General features: G+C 63.3%; 15 protein-coding genes. 8 read left to right on the top strand and 7 right to left on the bottom strand.

Features of this window, described 5'->3' with window-relative positions:
- Nucleotides 1-185 precede the first annotated feature (185 nt).
- Nucleotides 186-1,316, top strand: coding sequence for a 4-hydroxyphenylpyruvate dioxygenase family protein (locus HV770_RS31685; RefSeq protein WP_175165451.1), 1,131 nt, complete (start codon nucleotides 186-188; stop codon nucleotides 1,314-1,316).
- 32 nt (nucleotides 1,317-1,348) lie between these two features.
- On the opposite strand, the gene HV770_RS31680 is transcribed toward HV770_RS31685, so the two are convergent.
- Nucleotides 1,349-2,281, bottom strand: coding sequence for a LysR substrate-binding domain-containing protein (locus tag HV770_RS31680; RefSeq protein WP_175165450.1), 933 nt, complete (start codon nucleotides 2,279-2,281; stop codon nucleotides 1,349-1,351).
- Nucleotides 2,282-2,447: 166 nt separating this feature from the next.
- Here HV770_RS31680 and HV770_RS31675 point away from each other — a divergent pair, with 166 nt between their 5' ends.
- Both HV770_RS31675 and HV770_RS31670 read left to right on the top strand, forming a co-directional pair.
- Complete coding sequence (locus HV770_RS31675) at nucleotides 2,448-3,485, top strand: DUF1338 domain-containing protein (protein WP_175165449.1); 1,038 nt, start codon at nucleotides 2,448-2,450, stop codon at nucleotides 3,483-3,485.
- A 64-nt stretch (nucleotides 3,486-3,549) separates the two neighbouring features.
- The gene (locus tag HV770_RS31670) at nucleotides 3,550-6,567 is read left to right on the top strand and encodes an FAD-binding and (Fe-S)-binding domain-containing protein (RefSeq protein ID WP_425497510.1); all 3,018 of its coding nucleotides are present in this window, start codon (nucleotides 3,550-3,552) and stop codon (nucleotides 6,565-6,567) included.
- 48 nt (nucleotides 6,568-6,615) lie between these two features.
- Here the strand turns inward: HV770_RS31670 and HV770_RS31665 are convergent, their stop codons facing one another.
- The 6 genes from HV770_RS31665 to HV770_RS31640 form a co-directional block, all read right to left on the bottom strand.
- On the bottom strand, nucleotides 6,616-7,248 hold the full coding sequence (locus HV770_RS31665) for a helix-turn-helix domain-containing protein (protein WP_175165448.1): 633 nt from the start codon (nucleotides 7,246-7,248) through the stop codon (nucleotides 6,616-6,618).
- A 302-nt stretch (nucleotides 7,249-7,550) separates the two neighbouring features.
- Entirely contained in the window at nucleotides 7,551-7,949 is a 399-nt protein-coding gene (locus tag HV770_RS31660; RefSeq protein ID WP_246291388.1) for a RidA family protein, read from the bottom strand.
- 29 nt (nucleotides 7,950-7,978) lie between these two features.
- Nucleotides 7,979-8,803, bottom strand: coding sequence for an isocitrate lyase/PEP mutase family protein (locus HV770_RS31655; RefSeq protein WP_175165447.1), 825 nt, complete (start codon nucleotides 8,801-8,803; stop codon nucleotides 7,979-7,981).
- A 420-nt stretch (nucleotides 8,804-9,223) separates the two neighbouring features.
- Nucleotides 9,224-9,529: a DUF4148 domain-containing protein gene (locus tag HV770_RS31650; RefSeq protein ID WP_175165446.1), complete on the bottom strand. Its 306-nt coding sequence runs from the start codon at nucleotides 9,527-9,529 to the stop codon at nucleotides 9,224-9,226.
- Nucleotides 9,530-9,695: 166 nt separating this feature from the next.
- Entirely contained in the window at nucleotides 9,696-10,781 is a 1,086-nt protein-coding gene (locus HV770_RS31645) for an aldose epimerase family protein (protein WP_175165528.1), read from the bottom strand.
- A 32-nt stretch (nucleotides 10,782-10,813) separates the two neighbouring features.
- Entirely contained in the window at nucleotides 10,814-12,031 is a 1,218-nt protein-coding gene (locus tag HV770_RS31640) for a XylR family transcriptional regulator (protein ID WP_175165527.1), read from the bottom strand.
- Nucleotides 12,032-12,313: 282 nt separating this feature from the next.
- Between HV770_RS31640 and xylA the strand changes: the two genes are divergently transcribed.
- From xylA to HV770_RS39050, 5 genes are all read left to right on the top strand, one after another.
- Nucleotides 12,314-13,636 (top strand): xylose isomerase, encoded by a 1,323-nt coding sequence (gene xylA / locus HV770_RS31635; RefSeq protein ID WP_175165445.1) that lies wholly within the window; start codon nucleotides 12,314-12,316, stop codon nucleotides 13,634-13,636.
- A gap of 224 nt (nucleotides 13,637-13,860) precedes the next feature.
- Nucleotides 13,861-14,889 (top strand): D-xylose ABC transporter substrate-binding protein, encoded by a 1,029-nt coding sequence (xylF, locus tag HV770_RS31630; RefSeq protein WP_175165444.1) that lies wholly within the window; start codon nucleotides 13,861-13,863, stop codon nucleotides 14,887-14,889.
- Nucleotides 14,890-14,989: 100 nt separating this feature from the next.
- A complete protein-coding gene (gene xylG / locus HV770_RS31625; protein WP_175165443.1) occupies nucleotides 14,990-16,549 on the top strand; it encodes a D-xylose ABC transporter ATP-binding protein in 1,560 nt (519 codons plus the stop codon).
- Entirely contained in the window at nucleotides 16,546-17,745 is a 1,200-nt protein-coding gene (locus HV770_RS31620) for a sugar ABC transporter permease (protein WP_175165442.1), read from the top strand. The genes xylG and HV770_RS31620 overlap by 4 nt, the downstream gene beginning before the upstream one ends.
- Nucleotides 17,746-18,001: 256 nt before the next feature.
- A complete protein-coding gene (locus HV770_RS39050) occupies nucleotides 18,002-18,220 on the top strand; it encodes a DDE-type integrase/transposase/recombinase (protein WP_425497509.1) in 219 nt (72 codons plus the stop codon).
- Nucleotides 18,221-18,309: the final 89 nt, after the last annotated feature.

The raw sequence follows: 18,309 nt of genomic DNA, 5'->3' as shown, positions 1-18,309 counted from the left end.
TGAAGGTTGCGAACGCCCCGCCAACCGGTGTACAAACACGGTGCAAAAGCCGCCGCGCCGCGTTTGCCGCATTACACAATGCAGCGGGCCCCGCCCCGCGGCTACTCGCCCCTGATAGCCGGCGGTTTGCAGCGAACCTCAGACACACCGCACACAGCGTCGAAAGACTGTACAAGGAGATTGCCATGCCCAGCGACTTGCCCACTCCAGACGCCGCGCTGCGCGCCGTGTCGGCGCCTGAGCACAATCCGCTCGGCACCGCCGGCCTCGAATTCGTGGAGTTTGCCGCGCGCGAGCCGCAAGCGCTCGGCGACACCTTCACCAAACTCGGCTTCAAGGCGATCGCGCGTCATATCAGCAAGGACGTCACTCTGTATCGGCAAGGCGAGATGCAATTTCTGATCAACGCCGAGCCCGATTCGTTCGCTGCGCGCTATGCCGAGGAATACGGCGCGGGCATCTGCGCGATCGGCATTCGCGTGGCCGACGCGCAGCGCGCCTTCGATCGCGCGATCGAACTCGGCGCCTGGGCGTTCGAAGGCGAGAAGATCGGCGCGGGCGAATTGCTGATTCCGGCGATCCAGGGCATCGGCGACTCGCACATCTATTTCGTCGACCGTTGGCGCGGGCGCGGCGGCCAGCGCGGCGGCCTCGGCGACATCTCGATCTTCGACATCGACTTCCGGCCCATCGAGATCGACACGGCGCACGCCGATCTGAGCCATGCGGGCAGCGGCCTCGTCGCGGTCGACCATTTGACGCAAACGGTCGGCGAGGGCCGGATGCAGGAATGGCTCGACTTCTATCGCGACCTGCTCAACTTCCGCGAGATTCATGAGTTGCACGCGAACTGGCATGTATCTGCCGAATCGCGCGTGATGGTGTCGCCGTGCGGCGCGATCCGCGTGCCGCTGTACGAAGAGGGCACGCGCCGAACCAATCTGATGCACGAGTATTTGCCGGACCATCCGGGCGAAGGCGTGCAGCATATCGCGCTCGCCACCGACGATATCTTCGCGTGCGTCGAGCAACTGCTCGCGAACGGCGTCGAGTTCGTCGAACCGCCGCCGCGCTACTACGATCAACTCGACGCGCGTCTGCCAGGCCATGGGCTCGACGTCCAGCGGCTCAAGCGCATCCATGTGTTGGTGGATGGCGAGATCGGCGCCGACGGCGCGCCGCTGCTGTTTTTCCAGACCTTCGTGCGCCGCCGCACCGGCGAGATCTTCTTCGAGATTGTGCAGCGCCAGGGGCATCACGGCTTCGGCGAAGGCAACCTGAGCGCGCTCGCGCAGGCACGCGAAGCCGGCGCCTGATCACCGGGCGTGTGCGCGGGCCGCCTGCGCGCTCAATCGGTAACGGGCTTACCGGCCAGTTCGGGATAGATCGCGCTGTAGGACGCGGCTTCCTGCAACAGCCATTCGCGGAAACTCGCGAGCGGCTTGCCGTGGCTCAGTTCGGTAGGATAGACGAGGTAGTACGCCGAGTCCGCGACCGCCGGCGTGTCGAGCGGTATCACGAGCCCAAGCTGTTCGAGCTGCGTATCGACGAAAAAGCGCGGCACCAGCGCAATACCGAGGCCTGCTGCGGCGGCGCTGATCAACATCGTGTGGAGTTCGTAACGCACGCCCTGCATGGTCCGGTTGTCGTCGACCTCCAGGCTCGCGAACCATGCCGCCCAGCCATCCGGCCGCGTAGTGGAATGCAGCAGCGGATAGTCCAGAAGGTCGGCGGCGTGCCGCACGGGCCGCTTCAGCAGACTCGCCGCGCATACCGGCACCACTTCCTCGCAGAACAGAAAATCCGCCGAGGTGCCTGGCCACGTCGGCTTGCCGTAGTGAATCGCCGCTTCGAAATGGGTCTCGGCGAACGCGAACGTGCCGGTGCGCACGCCCATGTTCACGCGCACATCCGAGTACTGCGCATTGAATGCCGCGAGCCGCGGAATCAGCCATTGCGACGCGAACGTCGGCAGCACGGCCAGTTCGAGATAACCGCCGCCACTACCATGCGCGATGATCGACAGCGTGTCGCGGTCGAGCTGTTCCAGCGAGCGCCGCACCTGCGCGCCATATACCTTGCCTGCTTTCGTCAGCACCACGCGCTGTTTGACGCGTACGAACAGCCGCACGCCAAGATTGTTCTCCAACGTATTGATCTGGCGTGACACCGCGCTTTCGGTAAGAAACAGTTCGCGCGCCGCATGCGTGAAGCTTTCGTGCCGCGCGGCGGCTTCGAAAGCGAGCAGAGCGCCCATGTTGGGGATCTTGAACTTTCGCACGTTGATTCCAAAAACGCATCAAGTGGCGATTTTATCTCGCTTTACGATGAGTCGGCGGATTTTGAATAATCTCGCCTTCAGAATGCCGTGCCGCCCTTTGCGTCAGGGCCCGGTGGGTTCTGTCGAGACATGGGCGAGCGCGCGAAGCGCTACGTGGAGAACCGGTATGCGAAACATCAAGAATGCGAATATCGAACAACTGCTGCTGAAATTGCTGGGCGCCGACAAGACCGCGCGGCTCTTCGCGACGCTCAACCATCCGCGCATCCTCGACGAATGGAACGACGGCAGCGTCACCCGCGCGGAACTCGCGCAGGGGATGAACATGGCGCTTTTCGAGGACCTGCTCGCGCGCTCGGCGAACGGTCGCCGGTACATCGAGGAGACGCTTGCCGCCGGTGGCAGCGTGTATTTCGACCACGGCGCGCTGCGCACGGTGCGCTGGCCGCACAGCGGCGCGCTGCCACCCGGCGAAGCGGCGTTCGCGCGCATATTGCGGCCGCTCGGCTTCAGTACCAATGGCCGCTATCCGCTGGATCGTCTCGGCATGACCGGCCGCGCGTGGGCGCATGAGGACGCACCCGACGAGATCGCACAGTTTTTCGTCAGCGAATTGCATCCGGAACGTTTCTCGGCGGCGTTTCAGCAGGTGGTGACGAAGGTGATCGGCGCGTCGCGCGATCCGCTGACGCCGCGTGCGGCAGGGCAGTTGTGGGAACTCGAACGCGACGGCGTGCTGCCGCTCGACGTGGCGCATGAATTGCTGCCGGTGATCGTCGGTGCGTTCGCGCGCCAGCACGAGACGCCATGCGAAGCCGATTACGAAGTATTGTTGAAGGAGTCGGCGGAAATGGCGTGGATCGCGACCGAAGGCAACGCGTTCAATCACGCGACCGATCGCGTCGAGGACGTCTTCAAACTGTCCGACGAGGAGAAGGCCAAGGGCCGTCCGATGAAGCCGGAAGTCGAGCGCTCGCGTTCGGGCCGCGTGTTCCAGACCGCGTATCGCGCGGACATGGTGCAGCGCGAGTTCCGCACGGCTGACGGCGGCGTGGTGACGCGTGAAGTGCCGGGCTCGTTCTACGAATTCATCACGCGCAAACGGAGTTTCGATCAGGACGCGCGGCGCTGGGAAACGGACCTGCGTTTCGACGCGGGCAACGCACAGGGTATCTTCAAGATGACTGCGAGCCAGGCCGCCTGAGCGCACGACGGCACAACGGGCGGGCGAGTTGCGGACTGGCGGCAGCGGAGACGGGGGACGCAGTGTGGGAACGTCATTGGATGAAGGGCAGGGCGTGAAGAAGTCGGGCGATCCGCACGCATCGATTGCCTCGATCGCGTCCGGCGAGCGGCACGTCGCGAGGCCGTTCACGGGCACCGCCGCCGTGATGCAGACGCTCGAGAGCGACTTGCGCCGGCATGTGCGCGGCGAAGTGCGTTTCGATCAGGGGTCCAAAGCGATGTATGCGTCGGATGCGTCGAACTATCGGCAGATTCCGCTCGCCGTCGTCGTCCCGAAGGATGTCGACGATCTGCTCGCCACGCTCGCCGCGTGCCGCCGCAACGACGTGCCGTTTCTTGCACGCGGCGGCGGCACGTCGCAAAACGGCCAATGCGTGAACGTCGCGGTCGTGGCCGACGCGAGCAAGTACGTGAACCGCGTCGTGTCGGTCGATCCTGCCGCGCGGGTGGCGATCGTCGAGCCGGGCGTGGTGTGCGATACGTTGCGCGATGCCGCCGAGCAGCACGGCCTCACCTTCGCCCCCGATCCGGCGACGCACAGCCGCTGCACGCTCGGCGGCATGATCGCCAACAACTCGTGCGGCGCGCATTCGGTGATGGCCGGCAAGACCGTCGAAAACGTCGAGGCGCTGGAAATCGCGACCTTCGACGGCGCACGCTTCTGGGTCGGCCCGACATCCGATGACGAACTCGAACGCATCATCGCGGCGGGTGGCCGTCAGGGCGAAATCTACGCCGCGCTCAAGCGTTTGCGCGACACGTACGCCGCGCAGATTCGCGCGAAATTCCCGCAGATCAAACGGCGCGTGTCCGGCTTCAATCTCGATCAATTGCTGCCCGAAAACGGCTTTAACGTCGCGCGTGCGCTGGTCGGCACGGAGGGCACGTGCGCGGTGACGTTGCAGGCGAAAGTGCGGCTCGTGAAAAGTCCGGCGAAGCGCGTGATCGTCGTGGTCGGCTTCACGGACATCTACACGGCGGCGGACGCCGTGCCGCATTTCATGCATTGCGGGCCGATCGCGATCGAAGGTCTCGACCGCGCGATCATTCGCGGCTTGCAGGCGCGCGGTCTGAAGAAGGACGAAATCGCGTTGCTGCCGCGAGGCGATGCATGGGTCGTGCTCGAATTCGGCGCGGATACGCAGGAGGCAGTGCTGCGCGACGCGCAAGCCGCGGCCGCGTATTTCTCGTCGGGCAACGCGGGGCCGAACGTGTCGGCGTTGCTGGTCGAAGACCGCGTGTTGCAGGCGAAGGTGTGGTCGATCCGCGAGACAGGCGCGTCGGCGGTGGCGTTGTCGGTCGATGCGGGCGCGCCCGATCCGGTGGTCGGCTGGGAAGATGCGGCGGTCGATCCGTTGCGCCTCGGCGATTATCTGCGCGCGTTCCAGGCGCTGGTTGATCGTTACCGCTACGAGACGAGTCTCTACGGCCATTTCGGCGATGGCTGCGTGCACGCGCGCATCACCTTCGATCTGCGCAGCGCGCAAGGCGTGTCGACATGGCGCGAGTTTCTGCGCGAGGCGGCGGAACTGGTGGTGGAATTCGGTGGCTCGTTGTCGGGCGAACACGGCGACGGCCAGGCCAAAGCCGAGTTTTTGCCGATCATGTACGGCCCCGAACTGATGCAGGCCATGGAGCAGTTCAAGGCGATCTGGGACCCGGCCAACCGTCTGAATCCGGGTAAGGTGGTACACGCGTATCGCGCCGACGAAAACCTGCGGATGGGCCCGGCCTACAAGCCGGTGACGCTGCGAACGAAGCTGACATTCGCCAGTCCGGAAGGCGACGGGTTCCAGCGCGCGATCGAGCGATGTATCGGCATGGGCAAGTGCCGCTCGCTCGACGGTGGCACCATGTGCCCGAGCTATCGCGCGACGCGTGAGGAGAAGTACTCGACGCGCGGCCGGGCGCATCTGTTCTGGGAGATGCTGCAAGGCGAGGTGATCGCAGACGGCTGGCAAAGCCGCGAAGTGAAAGAAGCGCTCGACACGTGCCTCGCGTGCAAGGGCTGCAAGTCGGATTGCCCCACGCATACGGACATGGCTTCGTACAAGGCGGAATTTCTTTCGCATTACTACGAGAACAATCGCCGGCCGCGTCAGGCCTTGTTCATGGGACGGATCGGCGAATGGGCGCCGTGGGCGTCGCGCGTTGCACGTCTGACGAACTTCATGACGACGGCACCGGGTCTGTCTACGATCGGCAAATGGGTCGCCGGTGTAGCGCACGCGCGCGCGTTGCCGCAGTTTGCCGGGACCACGTATCGACAGATCGCGCGGCGCGCTCCGCAAGCTGCGCATGACGCTCGCGACGGCGCGAAGAAAGTCATCCTCTGGGTGGATACGTTCAACGATCATTTCACGCCCGAAATCGCACAAGCCGCCGCCGATGTACTCGAGCAATTAGGCTGGCATGTCGTGCTGCCGAAGAACCGCCTGTGCTGTGGACGTCCGCTCTACGACTTTGGCTTGCTCGAACGCGCCCGCGAACTGCTCACACACATTCTCGACGCCCTCGCGGACGATATCGCCGCCGGTGTGCCGCTCGTCGGTCTCGAACCGGGTTGTCTGTCGGTATTCAAGGACGAACTACTGAAGCAACTGCCGGGTCACGCGTTGGCCAAGCAACTGTCGGCGCAAACTTTTCTGTTCTCCGATTTCGTCGTGCGCCAGCCGTTCGACTGGCCGACGCTTGCCGCCGACGTGATCGTCCATGGGCATTGCCACCAGAAGGCGCTGTTCGGCATGCAAGGCGATACCGCCTTGCTGAACAAGCTCGGTGTGAAGTGGAAGCTGCTCGATACGGGATGCTGTGGGATGGCCGGATCGTTCGGCTTCAACGCGGAGCATCACGCTTTGTCGCTGGAGATCGGCGAAGACAAGCTGTTGCCGGCCGTGCGTGAAGCGGCTGCGGCGAATCACGAGACGATCGTGCTGACCAATGGATTCAGTTGCCGTGAGCAGATCGAGCAGGGGACGGGGCATCACGCGCTGCATATCGCGCAACTCGCGCAGCGGGCGTTGGCGGCGCGCCCGGTGTGATTGGCAGCATACGCGCGCGAAGGCGCATCGAGGCGCCGCGCGCGCGACCTATTTCTTCGTCGATTCGATGGTGACCGGCGTCTGCGGGATGTCCGCGCTGGTCGCCATCCACAACACCTCGGCGTCTTCTTCGCTGGTGGAAACCGCGGCATGGCCGGTGCGGCTGTCGAAGTACAGACTGTCGCCGGCGTTCAGATGCGTCGGCGCGTATAGCTCCGAATAGAGGCACACGCTGCCGCTGATCACGTACAGAAACTCTTCGCCTTCGTGGCGGCCCCAGTCGTCGAAGGCGTCGAGCGTGTGCGCAAAAATGCGGATGCGAAACGGCAGCATCGCTTTGTGCGCGAGGTCGGTGGCGAGCAACTCCATCTGATAGCCACGGTACGCGTGGCGCTGGCCTTCGTTTTTGCGGGTCAACGCGCGGCGGCCGCTGGCACTCACCTTCGGCGTGGAGCCGAACAGCTCGCCGATTTCGATCTTCAGCCCGAGGACGATTTTCTGCAACACGTCGAAGGTGGGGGACATCAGGCCGTTTTCTACTTTGGAGAGCGTCGAACGGGAGACGCCGCACAGGCGGCTCGCGGTTTCCAGCGTCAGGTCCTGCGCCTGACGGGCGGCGCGCACGCGCCGGCCAAGGTCGGTGGTTGACGGGTCGGCGGGTTTGCTGAGATGGGTGTCCATGGGGCTGCTGCTTTTTCGGGTACGCGCTTCACGGTGGCGGGTTGTGTTTCCGATAATAACATTCGGCGTGAGGGGCGGAATCGAATTGGCGGCGCGCGCACCTTTGGTCGTACTCTTGGCGAGGGGCGTGGAACGGCTGGAACGCCCACGCGCTTTTCCCATCGGAAACATCGAGGACGGTGCCGACACAATCCTCGACACCGGGTGTAGCGGGTGCCTCTTCCACGCTAGCGGGCGCGCCGCCTCTCACCTCAAGGCCACAAACTGCAAGTCGCCGGCTCTCGAGCAGCAAGCGGGAGCCGCTATTTGACGGCGGCCACGCAATCGATCTCTATGTCGAAATGGCCCGGCCAAGCGGGTACGTTGACGAAAATTCGCGCTGGTGGATCGACTGGAAAATAACGTTTGTATACAGCGTTGACTGCGGCGAACTTCTCGACCGAAGTGCAGTAGACATTGCACTTGAGCACGTGCGCCAACGACGAACCGGCAGTCTCCAGACATAGTTTCATCTGCTCCAGAACCAGTTCGGTTTGACGCTCGATTGGCGCGTCGATCACCTCACCGGTCGCAGGATCGAATGGCGGAAAGCCGGATACGTACACGGTGTCGCCGTGGCGCGTCACGGCGGACGTGGGTGCCTTCCAGTTATCCAGGTAGGTAGACAGCGGTTCGACGCGAATGATTTCACGAGCCATCATTTTCTCCATCTGAAGGACTGTGCATGGCATCACGCACGGTTCTGGAACAGGTCGTTGAGTTGCGAGCCGGGCGTGGCGCCTTCGAAGCCGTCGAAGCGACCGTCGGCTAACGCTTGCGCGGCACGCATGAAGCCGCCCCATGCGGCGCGGGCGAGCGCACCGCCAACGCTGATGCGCCTCACGCCGAGCGCCGCCGCGTCTTGCACAGTCAAACTCGACGTCGATCCGATCAGCAGGTTGACGGGTTTCGGCGCCACGGCCGCAACCACTGCTTCGATCTGCTCGCGCGTTTGAATACCCGGTGCGTACAGGCAATCGGCGCCGGCTGCGGCATACGCCTTCAGACGCGCGATCGCATCGTCGAGGTCGGGCTTGCCGGCGAAGAAGTTCTCCGCGCGGCCGATCAGCAAGGTATCGCCGCCCGTTTCGTCGATCGCGCGGCGCGCCGCGCTAATTCGCTGAACCGCGATGTCGATCGGGAACAGCGCGGCGGCGGGATCGCCGGTCGAATCTTCGATGGACAGACCCGCCACGCCGGTCTCCACGGCCAGCCGGACGCTGTCGGCGACGTCGGCCGGCTCGCGGCCAAAGCCGTTCTCGAAGTCCGCGTTGACGGGCAGGTCTGTCGCCGCGACGATCTCGCGCAGATGTGCGAGGATCGCATCGCGCGGCAATGTATTGTCGGCGTGGCCGGTAGACCAGGCAAAACCGGAACTGGTGGTGGCGACGGCTTGGAAGCCGAGTGTCTGCAGATAGCGGGCGCTGCCCGCATCCCACGGATTGGGCAGCACGAAACAACCGGACATATGCAAGGCGCGGAAGGCGGCGCGTTTCTCGGCGATGGTGCGGGACATGGTGTGTCTCCTGGAAATGGGAAGCCGTAGCTCCCGTATCGATCGGGGCACTTCGGGATTGACCAGTAGGAAGTTTATTACTGTGCGCTCGACTTGAAGAAGTCGACGATGTTCGCATTGCCGAGTCCCGCTGTCTCAGGCAAACGCCACCGTTGTCATGGTTCGCGGATGTCGGGCGAGATCAGGTGGAGGCCAACGAAGGAAGCAAAGCCGCGTCCATACTCGCGGGCATAGCAAAAGACGCTGTATTGCGCATCTGGCGACGCGACAACACGCAAGCAATGAGCGGGCGGCGAAATGCCGAATAACGAAGCGCTCTCACTCCATTCGCCGCGCAATAGACAAGAAACAGGAAAGCGGATCATGCGTTAAAAAGCACGACCCGCTTCGCACTGGGCACGAGAAAAAGCAATGCTCCGATCACTGCCCCGGATTCACACTCTCCGCATTCCCGCCTGCTTGCGACGACCCCGTCGCCGTCGTCCCATAGCCGGTCGTATCGGCCTGAGCCGTCGCATTCTGCGCGGCGACACGCGCTTCGGCCGCCTGAATATCGGCGGGATAGCTGGAGTCGGTGGACTTGCCCGGCTGGTATCCCGCCTGCTCGATCTGCTTGAGTTGCGCCTTGACCTCCGCGCGGGTGAGCGGCTGCTCGGCTTGAGCGAACGAGACCGCGGGCGCAGCAAGGATAACTAACACCGCCACTGCTTTGACTAGCGATTGCATGATGCTTCCCTCCGGGATTGTCTATCCGGCACCGAGATTTTCGGCACCATTGACGGAGTCTAGGAAGCGATTAATCGAACGGAAACCACCAGGGCGTTAATTCAGTATTGCATCAAACAATAAGTCGGCGCGCTGTAATGTGCCGTGTAAGAGGCCAGAAAATCCGTCACACGCCCTTGCGCACATCGACCCGATAAGCAGTCACTTGCCTGTAAGTATCGCCGGGCCGCACGATCACCTCGTCCTGGCCGGCCATATTGACCTGGTTCGGAAAGCCGCCTGCTTCGAGACACAATCCCGCATGACGTTGATACCTGACACCACCGCGTCCCACGTCGCCATTCAGAAAGTTGCCCGTATAGAACTGTAAGCCGCGCTGATCTGTCGACACGGTCAATTCGCGTCCGCTGCCCGGATCGTATGCGCAGGCCACCTGACGCACCGGCGGCGCGCCGTCGCCCGCCTCGGCGCCGGCTGCGTCGCGCAGCACGTAGCAATGATCGAAGCCGCCCGCTCTCGCGAGTTGCGTGTGCGGCCAGTCGAGGCGCCCGCCGATCGGCGCGCTTTGCCGGAAGTCGAAGGCATTGCCCGCGACCTCGGCGAGCTTGCACGGAATCATCCCGGCGTCGACCTCGAAGAACTGCTCGGCGTCGATCGCCAACACGTGGCCGCGAATGTCCGTTCCCGGCTTGCCCGTCAGATTGAAGTACGGATGACTCGTTAGATTGAGCGGCGTCGGCGCGTCGGTGATCGCTTCGTACGCGATGGTCAGCGTGCCGTCGTCGTCGAGCGAATAGCGCACTTGCGTCGTGACGTTGCCCGGAAAACCGGCATCGCCTTCCGGCGACTCCAGGCGCATCAGCAACGCGCCGTTGTCTTCGCTCACGTCCCACAGCGCGCGATGAAAACCCACGCTGCCGCCATGCAGCAGGTTCGCCCCTTCGTTGCGGTCGAGTGTGTACTCGATACCGTCGAGCGTGAAGCGCGCGTCGGCAATGCGGTTCGCCCAGCGGCCAATCAGGCCGCCCATGTACGTCGTGGCGGCAACGTATTCGGCGGGGGTGTCGTGGCCGAGCAGAATATCGCCGAGACGTCCGGCGCGATCCGGTGCATGCCAGGAGACCAGCGTCGCGCCGAGGTCGCTGATGGCGACTTTCATACCGTGCGCATTACGCAGCGTATAGAGCCGGACCCGATCGCCACCCTGCAGGGTGCCCCATGGCTCGGAAGAAAGTTGTGCGATGCTGATCATGTCGTCGGTGGAAGGAAAGAGTAAAGGCATGCTCAGCCGGGCGCGGCCGTCGAATTCGCGCGCTCCTGGTATTCGCGCGGCGTACAGCCGAGTTCACGACGAAATACCGCATACATGTATTGCAGCGACGTGAAGCCGCAACGAATCGCCACTTCCGCGCTCGACGCATCGCGCTTGGCCAGCAGCGCCTTCGCGACGTCGAGCTTATGGCGCAGGATTTCCTGATGCACGGTGCACTTGCGTTCGCGCCGGAAGTACTCTTCGAGCGACGAGCGCGACACGCCCACATAGTCGGCTACCTGTTCGGTGCGAATTCCCTGGCACGCGTACTGGCGGATGAAGTGCCGCGCGCGCATCACATATGGGCTCGCGAGCGGCTGATGCCCCGTCGATTCGAGCACGTTGATGCCGACCGGCGGCACGAGAATGCGCCGCCCCGGAAAACGCGCGCCGTGCAGCATCTGATGCAACAAGTGCGCGGCAGTGCGGCCCATTTCTTCGGTGCCCTGAATCACGGACGAGAGTGGAATACGCGTCAACGTGCGCGTCAGCGGATCGTTGTCGATGCCGATGATCGCCACTTCCTCGGGCACCGGAATGCCCGCGATCAGACACGCTTGCAGCAGATGCCGCGCGCGCGCATCGGTCACGGCGATGATGCCGACCGGCTTCGGCAGTTGCCGCAGCCACGCGGTGAGTTGCTCGGTCGCCTGGTTCCACGACGGCGCGCTGGTCGACAGGCCGCGATAGACCTCGCTGTCGATCTGCGCGGCGCTGCGCCCGTCGGCGTGGCGCAAATGGGCGAACGCGAGTTCACGCTGCTGCGCCCAGCGGTTTTCCTGGGCCTGCGGCAGGCTGTACAACGCGAAGTGTTCGAGGCCCGAGCCGATCAGATGCGTATAGGCGAGCGACACGAGCTTGCTGTTGTCGGTCGCGATATAGGGTAAGTCCGGAGGGTAATGCGCCGGATCTTCGAACGACGAGCCGACCGCGACCACCGGCAGCGGACAATCGCGCAGCGCTTCGCCCACCGCGGGGTCGTCGAAATCGGCGATGATGCCATCGCCGTCGAAGCGCTCGATGCCGGTCAGCCGGCAGCGAAAATCTTCTTCGAGGAAGAGATCCCACGCCACCCGCGTCGACAGCAGGTAGTTGCCGATACCGGTGATGATCTCGCGGTCGTAGACCTTGTTCGCGTTGAACAGCAGCGCGATCCGATGGGACGTCTGTGGTGTTTGCGGACGGGGCATGGCGGTGAGCGGCGCGCGGATCGTCAAACCCACGGCCTTTGTCTCCTGTTAGCGGGTGCTTGAGTGTGCACTCAAGGCAGCGCCGTTTTTTAAGCGTCCGGTTATTCTAGGCCGCGAATCGTGCGCCGGTGCGAAACAAACGCGCGGGCGGTAAGAAACATCAAGCGCGCTGCGCAATTTCGCAATTGCCGACGCATCGCGCACGCGGCAGCATGGCGTCACCTTGGTCGACCGGCATGGCGGCGGCTGCGGTTGCAGTGCAACATAAAACAGGAGACGCCGATGTCCTACTTCGAACACATCCCCGAAATCCGCTATGAAGGCCCGCAATCGGACAACCCGCTTGCATACCGCCATTACGACAAGAGCAAACGGGTACTCGGCAAGACGCTCGAAGAACATCTGCGCCTTGCGGTGTGCTACTGGCATACCTTCGTCTGGCCCGGCGTCGACATTTTCGGGCAGGGGACCTTCAGGCGTCCGTGGCAGCAAGCTGGCGACGCAATGGAGCGCGCGCTGCAAAAGGCCGACGCCGCGTTCGAGTTCTTCGCCAAGCTCGGCACGCCGTACTACACGTTTCACGACACCGACGTCGCGCCCGAGGGGGCGAGTCTGAAGGAATACAGCGAGAACTTCCAGCGCGTCACCGACTATCTGGCGCGCAAGCAGCAGGACACCGGCATCAAATTGCTGTGGGGCACGGCCAATCTGTTCTCGCATCCGCGTTACGCGGCGGGCGCGGCGACGAGCCCCGACCCGGACATCTTCGCGTTTGCGGCGACCCAAGTGCGCCACGCGCTCGACGCCACGCAACGGCTCGGTGGTGAGAACTATGTACTGTGGGGCGGCCGCGAAGGCTACGACACGCTGCTCAATACCGACCTCGTGCGCGAACGCGAACAACTCGCGCGCTTCCTGCACATGGTGGTCGATCATGCGCACAAGATCGGCTTCAAGGGCTCGCTGTTAATCGAACCGAAGCCGCAGGAGCCGACCAAGCATCAATACGACTACGACGTCGCGACCGTGCATGGTTTCCTGCTGCAATACGGGCTGGAAAGGGACATTCGCGTGAACATCGAGGCCAATCACGCCACGCTCGCGGGCCATTCGTTTCATCACGAGATCGCGACCGCTTACGCGCTGGGTATTTTCGGCAGCGTCGATGCGAATCGCGGCGATCCGCAAAACGGCTGGGATACCGATCAGTTTCCGAATAGCGTCGAAGAACTGACGCTCGCGTTCTACGAGATTCTCCGGCACGGCGGCTTTACGACCGGCGGCATGAATTTCGATTCGAAAGTGCGGCGCCAAAGCGTCGATCCGGAAGATCTGTTCTACGGCCACATCGGTGCGATCGACAATCTCGCGCTCGCCGTCGAGCGCGCGGCGGTCTTGATCGAAAACGATCGGCTCGAACAGTTCAAGCGGCAGCGCTACGCGGGCTGGGATGCGGAACTCGGCCGCAAGATTCTTTCGGGCGACTATTCCCTGGCGACCTTGGCAACGGATGCGCTGGCACGCGACCTGAACCCGCAGCATGCGAGCGGTCAGCAGGAGCGGATGGAAAACATCGTGAATCAGGCGATTTATAGCGGACGCTGAAACGCATCATAGTGTGAGCAATAAAAGCAGAAGCATCACATAAAAAATCGCGCGGCCACGTCGACCGCGTGAAACAGGAAACTTTGGGTTGACGCTTGTCCGGTCTTGTCGCTCGCAGCGCAAGCCGGCCAACCCGGTATTCCGGGTAATACAACGAAACCATTTTTCATGGGACCGGCGTAAGTGCTGAAGCACTCACTCCGATCGAAAAAAAGGAGACAGTCATGCAATTCAAAACACGTCGTCATGTCCTGAGTTCGCTCGTATGCGGAGCCGTACTCGCCAGCCTGTCGCTCGCCGCGCCGCTCGCGCACGCCAGCAAGGATCATCCGGAAATCGGCTTTTGTATCGACGATCTGCGCGTCGAGCGCTGGTCGCGCGATCGTGACTATTTCGTCGCTGCAGCGGAAAAGCTCGGCGCGAAAGTCTCGGTGCAATCCGCCGACGCGAGCGAAGAACGCCAGATCTCGCAGATCGAAAATCTGATCTCACGCGGCGTCGACGTGATCGTGATTGTGCCGTTCAATTCGAAGACGCTCGGCAACGTGGTTGCCGAAGCGAGGAAGGCGGGCATCAAGGTCGTGTCGTATGACCGCCTGATTCTCGATGCCGATATCGACGCCTACATCTCGTTCGACAACGAGAAGGTCGGCGAAATGCAGGCTCAGGGCGTCTATGACGTGCGGCCGAAGGGCAACTACTTCCTGCTCGGCGGCGCGCCGACCGACAACAACGCGAAGATGCTGCGCGCTGGCCAGCTCAAGGTGCTCAAGCCCGCCATCGACAAGGGCGACATCAAGGTGGTCGGCCAGCAGTGGGTGCCGGAGTGGAGCGCATCGACGGCGCTGCGCATCATGGAAGATGCGCTGACGGCGAACAACAACAAAATCGACGCGGTGGTCGCTTCGAATGACGGCACCGCCGGCGGCGCGATCCAGGCGTTGGCCGCGCAGAACCTCGCGGGCAAGGTACCGATCTCGGGCCAGGACGCGGACCTCGCAGCGGTCAAGCGCGTGATGGCCGGCACGCAGACGATGACGGTCTACAAACCCCTCAAGCTCATCGCGGGCGAAGCGGCCAAGCTCTCGGTGGCGCTGGCGAAGGGCGACAAGCCGGCGTTCAACGCGCAATACGACAACGGCAAGAAGAAGGTCGATACGGTCCTGCTGCAGCCGACCAAGCTGACGAAGGCCAATGTCAACCTCGTCGTGACGGATGGCTTCTACACGCAGGCGCAGCTCGCGAGCCAATAAGACGGAAGACGGGCGCGGTGCGATTGCCACGTTTTCCGGGCGCCATGGGGCCCGGGGGCGTGGTCGAGCACCGGCCCACCTTGCAGCGAGGCAATAGCGAATGACGCAACCTCTACTGACGATGCGCGGCATCGTCAAAGCTTTTTCGGGCGTGAAAGCGCTCGACGGCATCGACCTGACGGTCTCGCCGGGCGAGTGCGTCGGCTTGTGCGGCGAAAACGGCGCCGGCAAATCGACATTGATGAAAGTGCTGTCCGGCGTGTACCCGCACGGTACCTGGGATGGCGAAATAACCTGGGAAGGCGTGCCGCTCAAGGCCACCGGCGTGCGCGATACCGAACGCGCGGGCATCATCATCATTCACCAGGAGTTGATGCTGGTGCCGGAGTTGTCGGTCGCGGAGAACATCTTTCTCGGCAATGAGATCACGCTGCCCGGCGGCCGCATGAACTACGCGGCGATGTACCAGCGCGCCGACGAACTGCTGCGCGACCTCGGTATCAGCGGCATCAACGCCGCGCAGCCGGTGATGAACTACGGCGGCGGTCATCAGCAGTTGATCGAAATCGCGAAAGCGTTGAACAAGCGCGCGAAGCTGCTGATTCTCGATGAACCGTCGTCCTCGCTGACTTCGTCGGAAATCAGCATTCTGCTCGACATCGTGCGCGATCTGAAGCGGCGCGGCATTGCCTGCGTGTACATCTCGCACAAGCTCGACGAAGTGGCGGCGGTGTGCGACACGATCAGCGTGATCCGCGACGGCCGCCATGTCGCGACGGAACCGATGCATGCGCTCACCACCGACCGCATCATCTCGCTGATGGTGGGCCGCGAGATAAAGAACCTCTTTCCGCGCGAGCCGCATCCGATCGGCGACGTGATCTTCGAAGCGCGCAATGTCACCTGTTTCGACGTCACCAACCCGCGCCGCAAGCGGGTGAACGACGTGTCGTTCGCGCTGCGGCGTGGCGAGATTCTCGGCGTGGCGGGGCTGGTGGGCGCGGGCCGCACGGAGCTGATGCAGGCGATCTTCGGCGCGTATCCTGGCGTGAGCGAGGCGAGCGTGCTGATGGACGGCAAGCCGCTGAAAATTCGCGCGCCTGACGACGCGATTCGCGCCGGCATCGCGATGGTGCCGGAAGACCGCAAACGCCACGGCATCGTGCCGGGGATGAGCGTCGGCCACAACATCACGCTCGCGGTGCTCGGGCGGTTCGCCTCGGGTGGACGGATCGACTCCGCCGCCGAACTCGACACGATTCATACGGAGATGAAGCGGCTGTCGGTGCGCGCCGCGCATCCGATGCTGTCGATCGCGAGCCTGTCGGGCGGCAATCAGCAGAAGGCCGTGCTCACGCGCATGCTGCTGACCGATCCGAAGGTGCTGATCCTCGACGAACCGACGCGCGGCGTCGACGTCGGCGCGAAGTACGAAATCTACAAGCTGATCTTTCAACTGGCGCAGCGCGGCATGTCGATCGTGATGGTGTCGTCCGAAATGCCCGAGGTGCTCGGCATCAGCGATCGTGTGCTGGTGATCGGCGAAGGCGAGTTGCGTGGCGACTTCGTCAACGACGGCCTCACGCAGGAGGACGTCCTCAGTGCCGCGATCCGTCCCGTGCAGCGATTAACGAACCCTACCGCAGCGAGTGCAGCATGACGCCCGACGTTACTTCCCAACGCGCCGACAACCCCACGCCGCGAGGCGCATTCGGCGGCCCGCAGCGTATTCAGCAACTGTTCGCGCGCTACAAGATTCTCGCGTTGCTGATCGCCGTGGCCGTCATCTGGATTTTCTTTTCGGCGCTCACGCATGGCGCATTCGTCACGCCGCGCAATCTGTCGAACCTGCTTCGGCAAATGTCGATAACCGGCATGCTCGCGTGCGGCATGGTGTTCGTGATCATCGCCGGTGAAATCGATCTGTCGGTCGGCTCGCTGCTCGGTCTGCTCGGTGGCGTCGCGGCGATCCTCGACGTCAACCGGCACTGGCCGATCGGCGTGACCGTGCCGGTGGTGATGCTGCTCGGCGTGCTCGTCGGCATGTTCAACGGCTGGTGGTCGACCTACCGGCGGGTGCCGTCGTTCATCGTCGGACTCGGCGGGATGCTCGCGTATCGCGGCATTCTGCTCGGCGTGACCGGCGGCTCGACGATCGCCCCGGTGTCGGACAGTTTCGTGTTCGTCGGCCAGGGTTACTTGCCGCGCCTCGCGGGCGACACGCTCGCAGTCGTCCTGTTCGTGCTGCTCGCGTTCCTGACGATTCGGCAGCGCGCCAATCGCCAGCGTTATCAGTTGCGGGTCGTGCCGATCTGGCAGGACATCGTCAAGGTGGTCGGCGCGGGTGCGATTCTGGCGGGCTTCGTCGCCACGCTCGATCGTTACGGCGGCATTCCGGTGCCGGTTCTGCTGCTGCTCGCGCTGCTCGGCGTCTTCACGTGGATCGCGACGCAGACCGTGTTCGGCCGGCGCATCTATGCAGTCGGTTCGAACCTCGAAGCGACGCGTCTCTCGGGCGTCAACACGAACCGCGTGAAGCTGGCGATCTTCGCGCTGATGGGACTGATGTGCGCGTTCGCCGGGATCGTCAATACCGCGCGGCTCGCGGCCGGCTCGCCGTCGGCAGGCTCGATGGGTGAGCTCGATGCGATCGCCGCGTGCTTCATCGGCGGCACGTCGATGCGCGGCGGCTCCGGCACCGTGTACGGCGCGTTGATCGGCGCGCTGGTGATGGCGAGCCTCGACAACGGCATGTCGATGCTCGACGTCGATGCCTACTGGCAGATGATCGTCAAGGGCAGCATTCTCGTACTGGCAGTGTGGATCGACGTCGTGTCCGGATCGAACCGGCGCTGATGCGCTGAAGCTGAAGCTGAAAACCGCAGCGCTCACAGGGTGCGTCGCCCGACACACCCTGTATTTGCGCCCGCCGGCATTGTCAAGTTAGCGGCCATCGCATGAAGGCTGCGGAGGATCTCCGCGAAGGACCGAGGGTCTTCCTTCGAGGCGAGCGCGGCGTTCGCGACCCGAAACACAAACAAAGATTTCTCTCGTGCTTCGGGCCGAGCCGGCAATTTCGCTCGGATTCTAAGGATCGGAAACAGGTTCTGAAATGTCGATTACGTTGCGCGGCGAGCTTTACCTAATAGGGTGGGCCGTCGACCAGCACTGTGTCGAACTCGACATCCTGCTTCAGAAACGTCGCAATAAGGCCGCGGCAAAGCGTTTTTCCAACGCGTGCTCGCCGCGAGTCCGACGCGCCGCGCGAATCGTGACCGATGAGTTAATGAAACACCCCACGATTAACCCCTTCCCCGCAGCAACCGCCTGATCCCCCGCCCCGCACCCTTGCGACTTGAACACGCGAATTTAAGTCTTCCGCCCGCTGTTCCGTCTTATTACTATTCCGCAAAACACCGC

Source organism: Paraburkholderia fynbosensis (assembly GCF_902859935.1).
Classification (GTDB): domain Bacteria; phylum Pseudomonadota; class Gammaproteobacteria; order Burkholderiales; family Burkholderiaceae; genus Paraburkholderia; species Paraburkholderia fynbosensis.
Note: the sequence above shows the minus strand (reverse complement) of the source record. Positions and strands in the feature narration are given on the sequence as shown.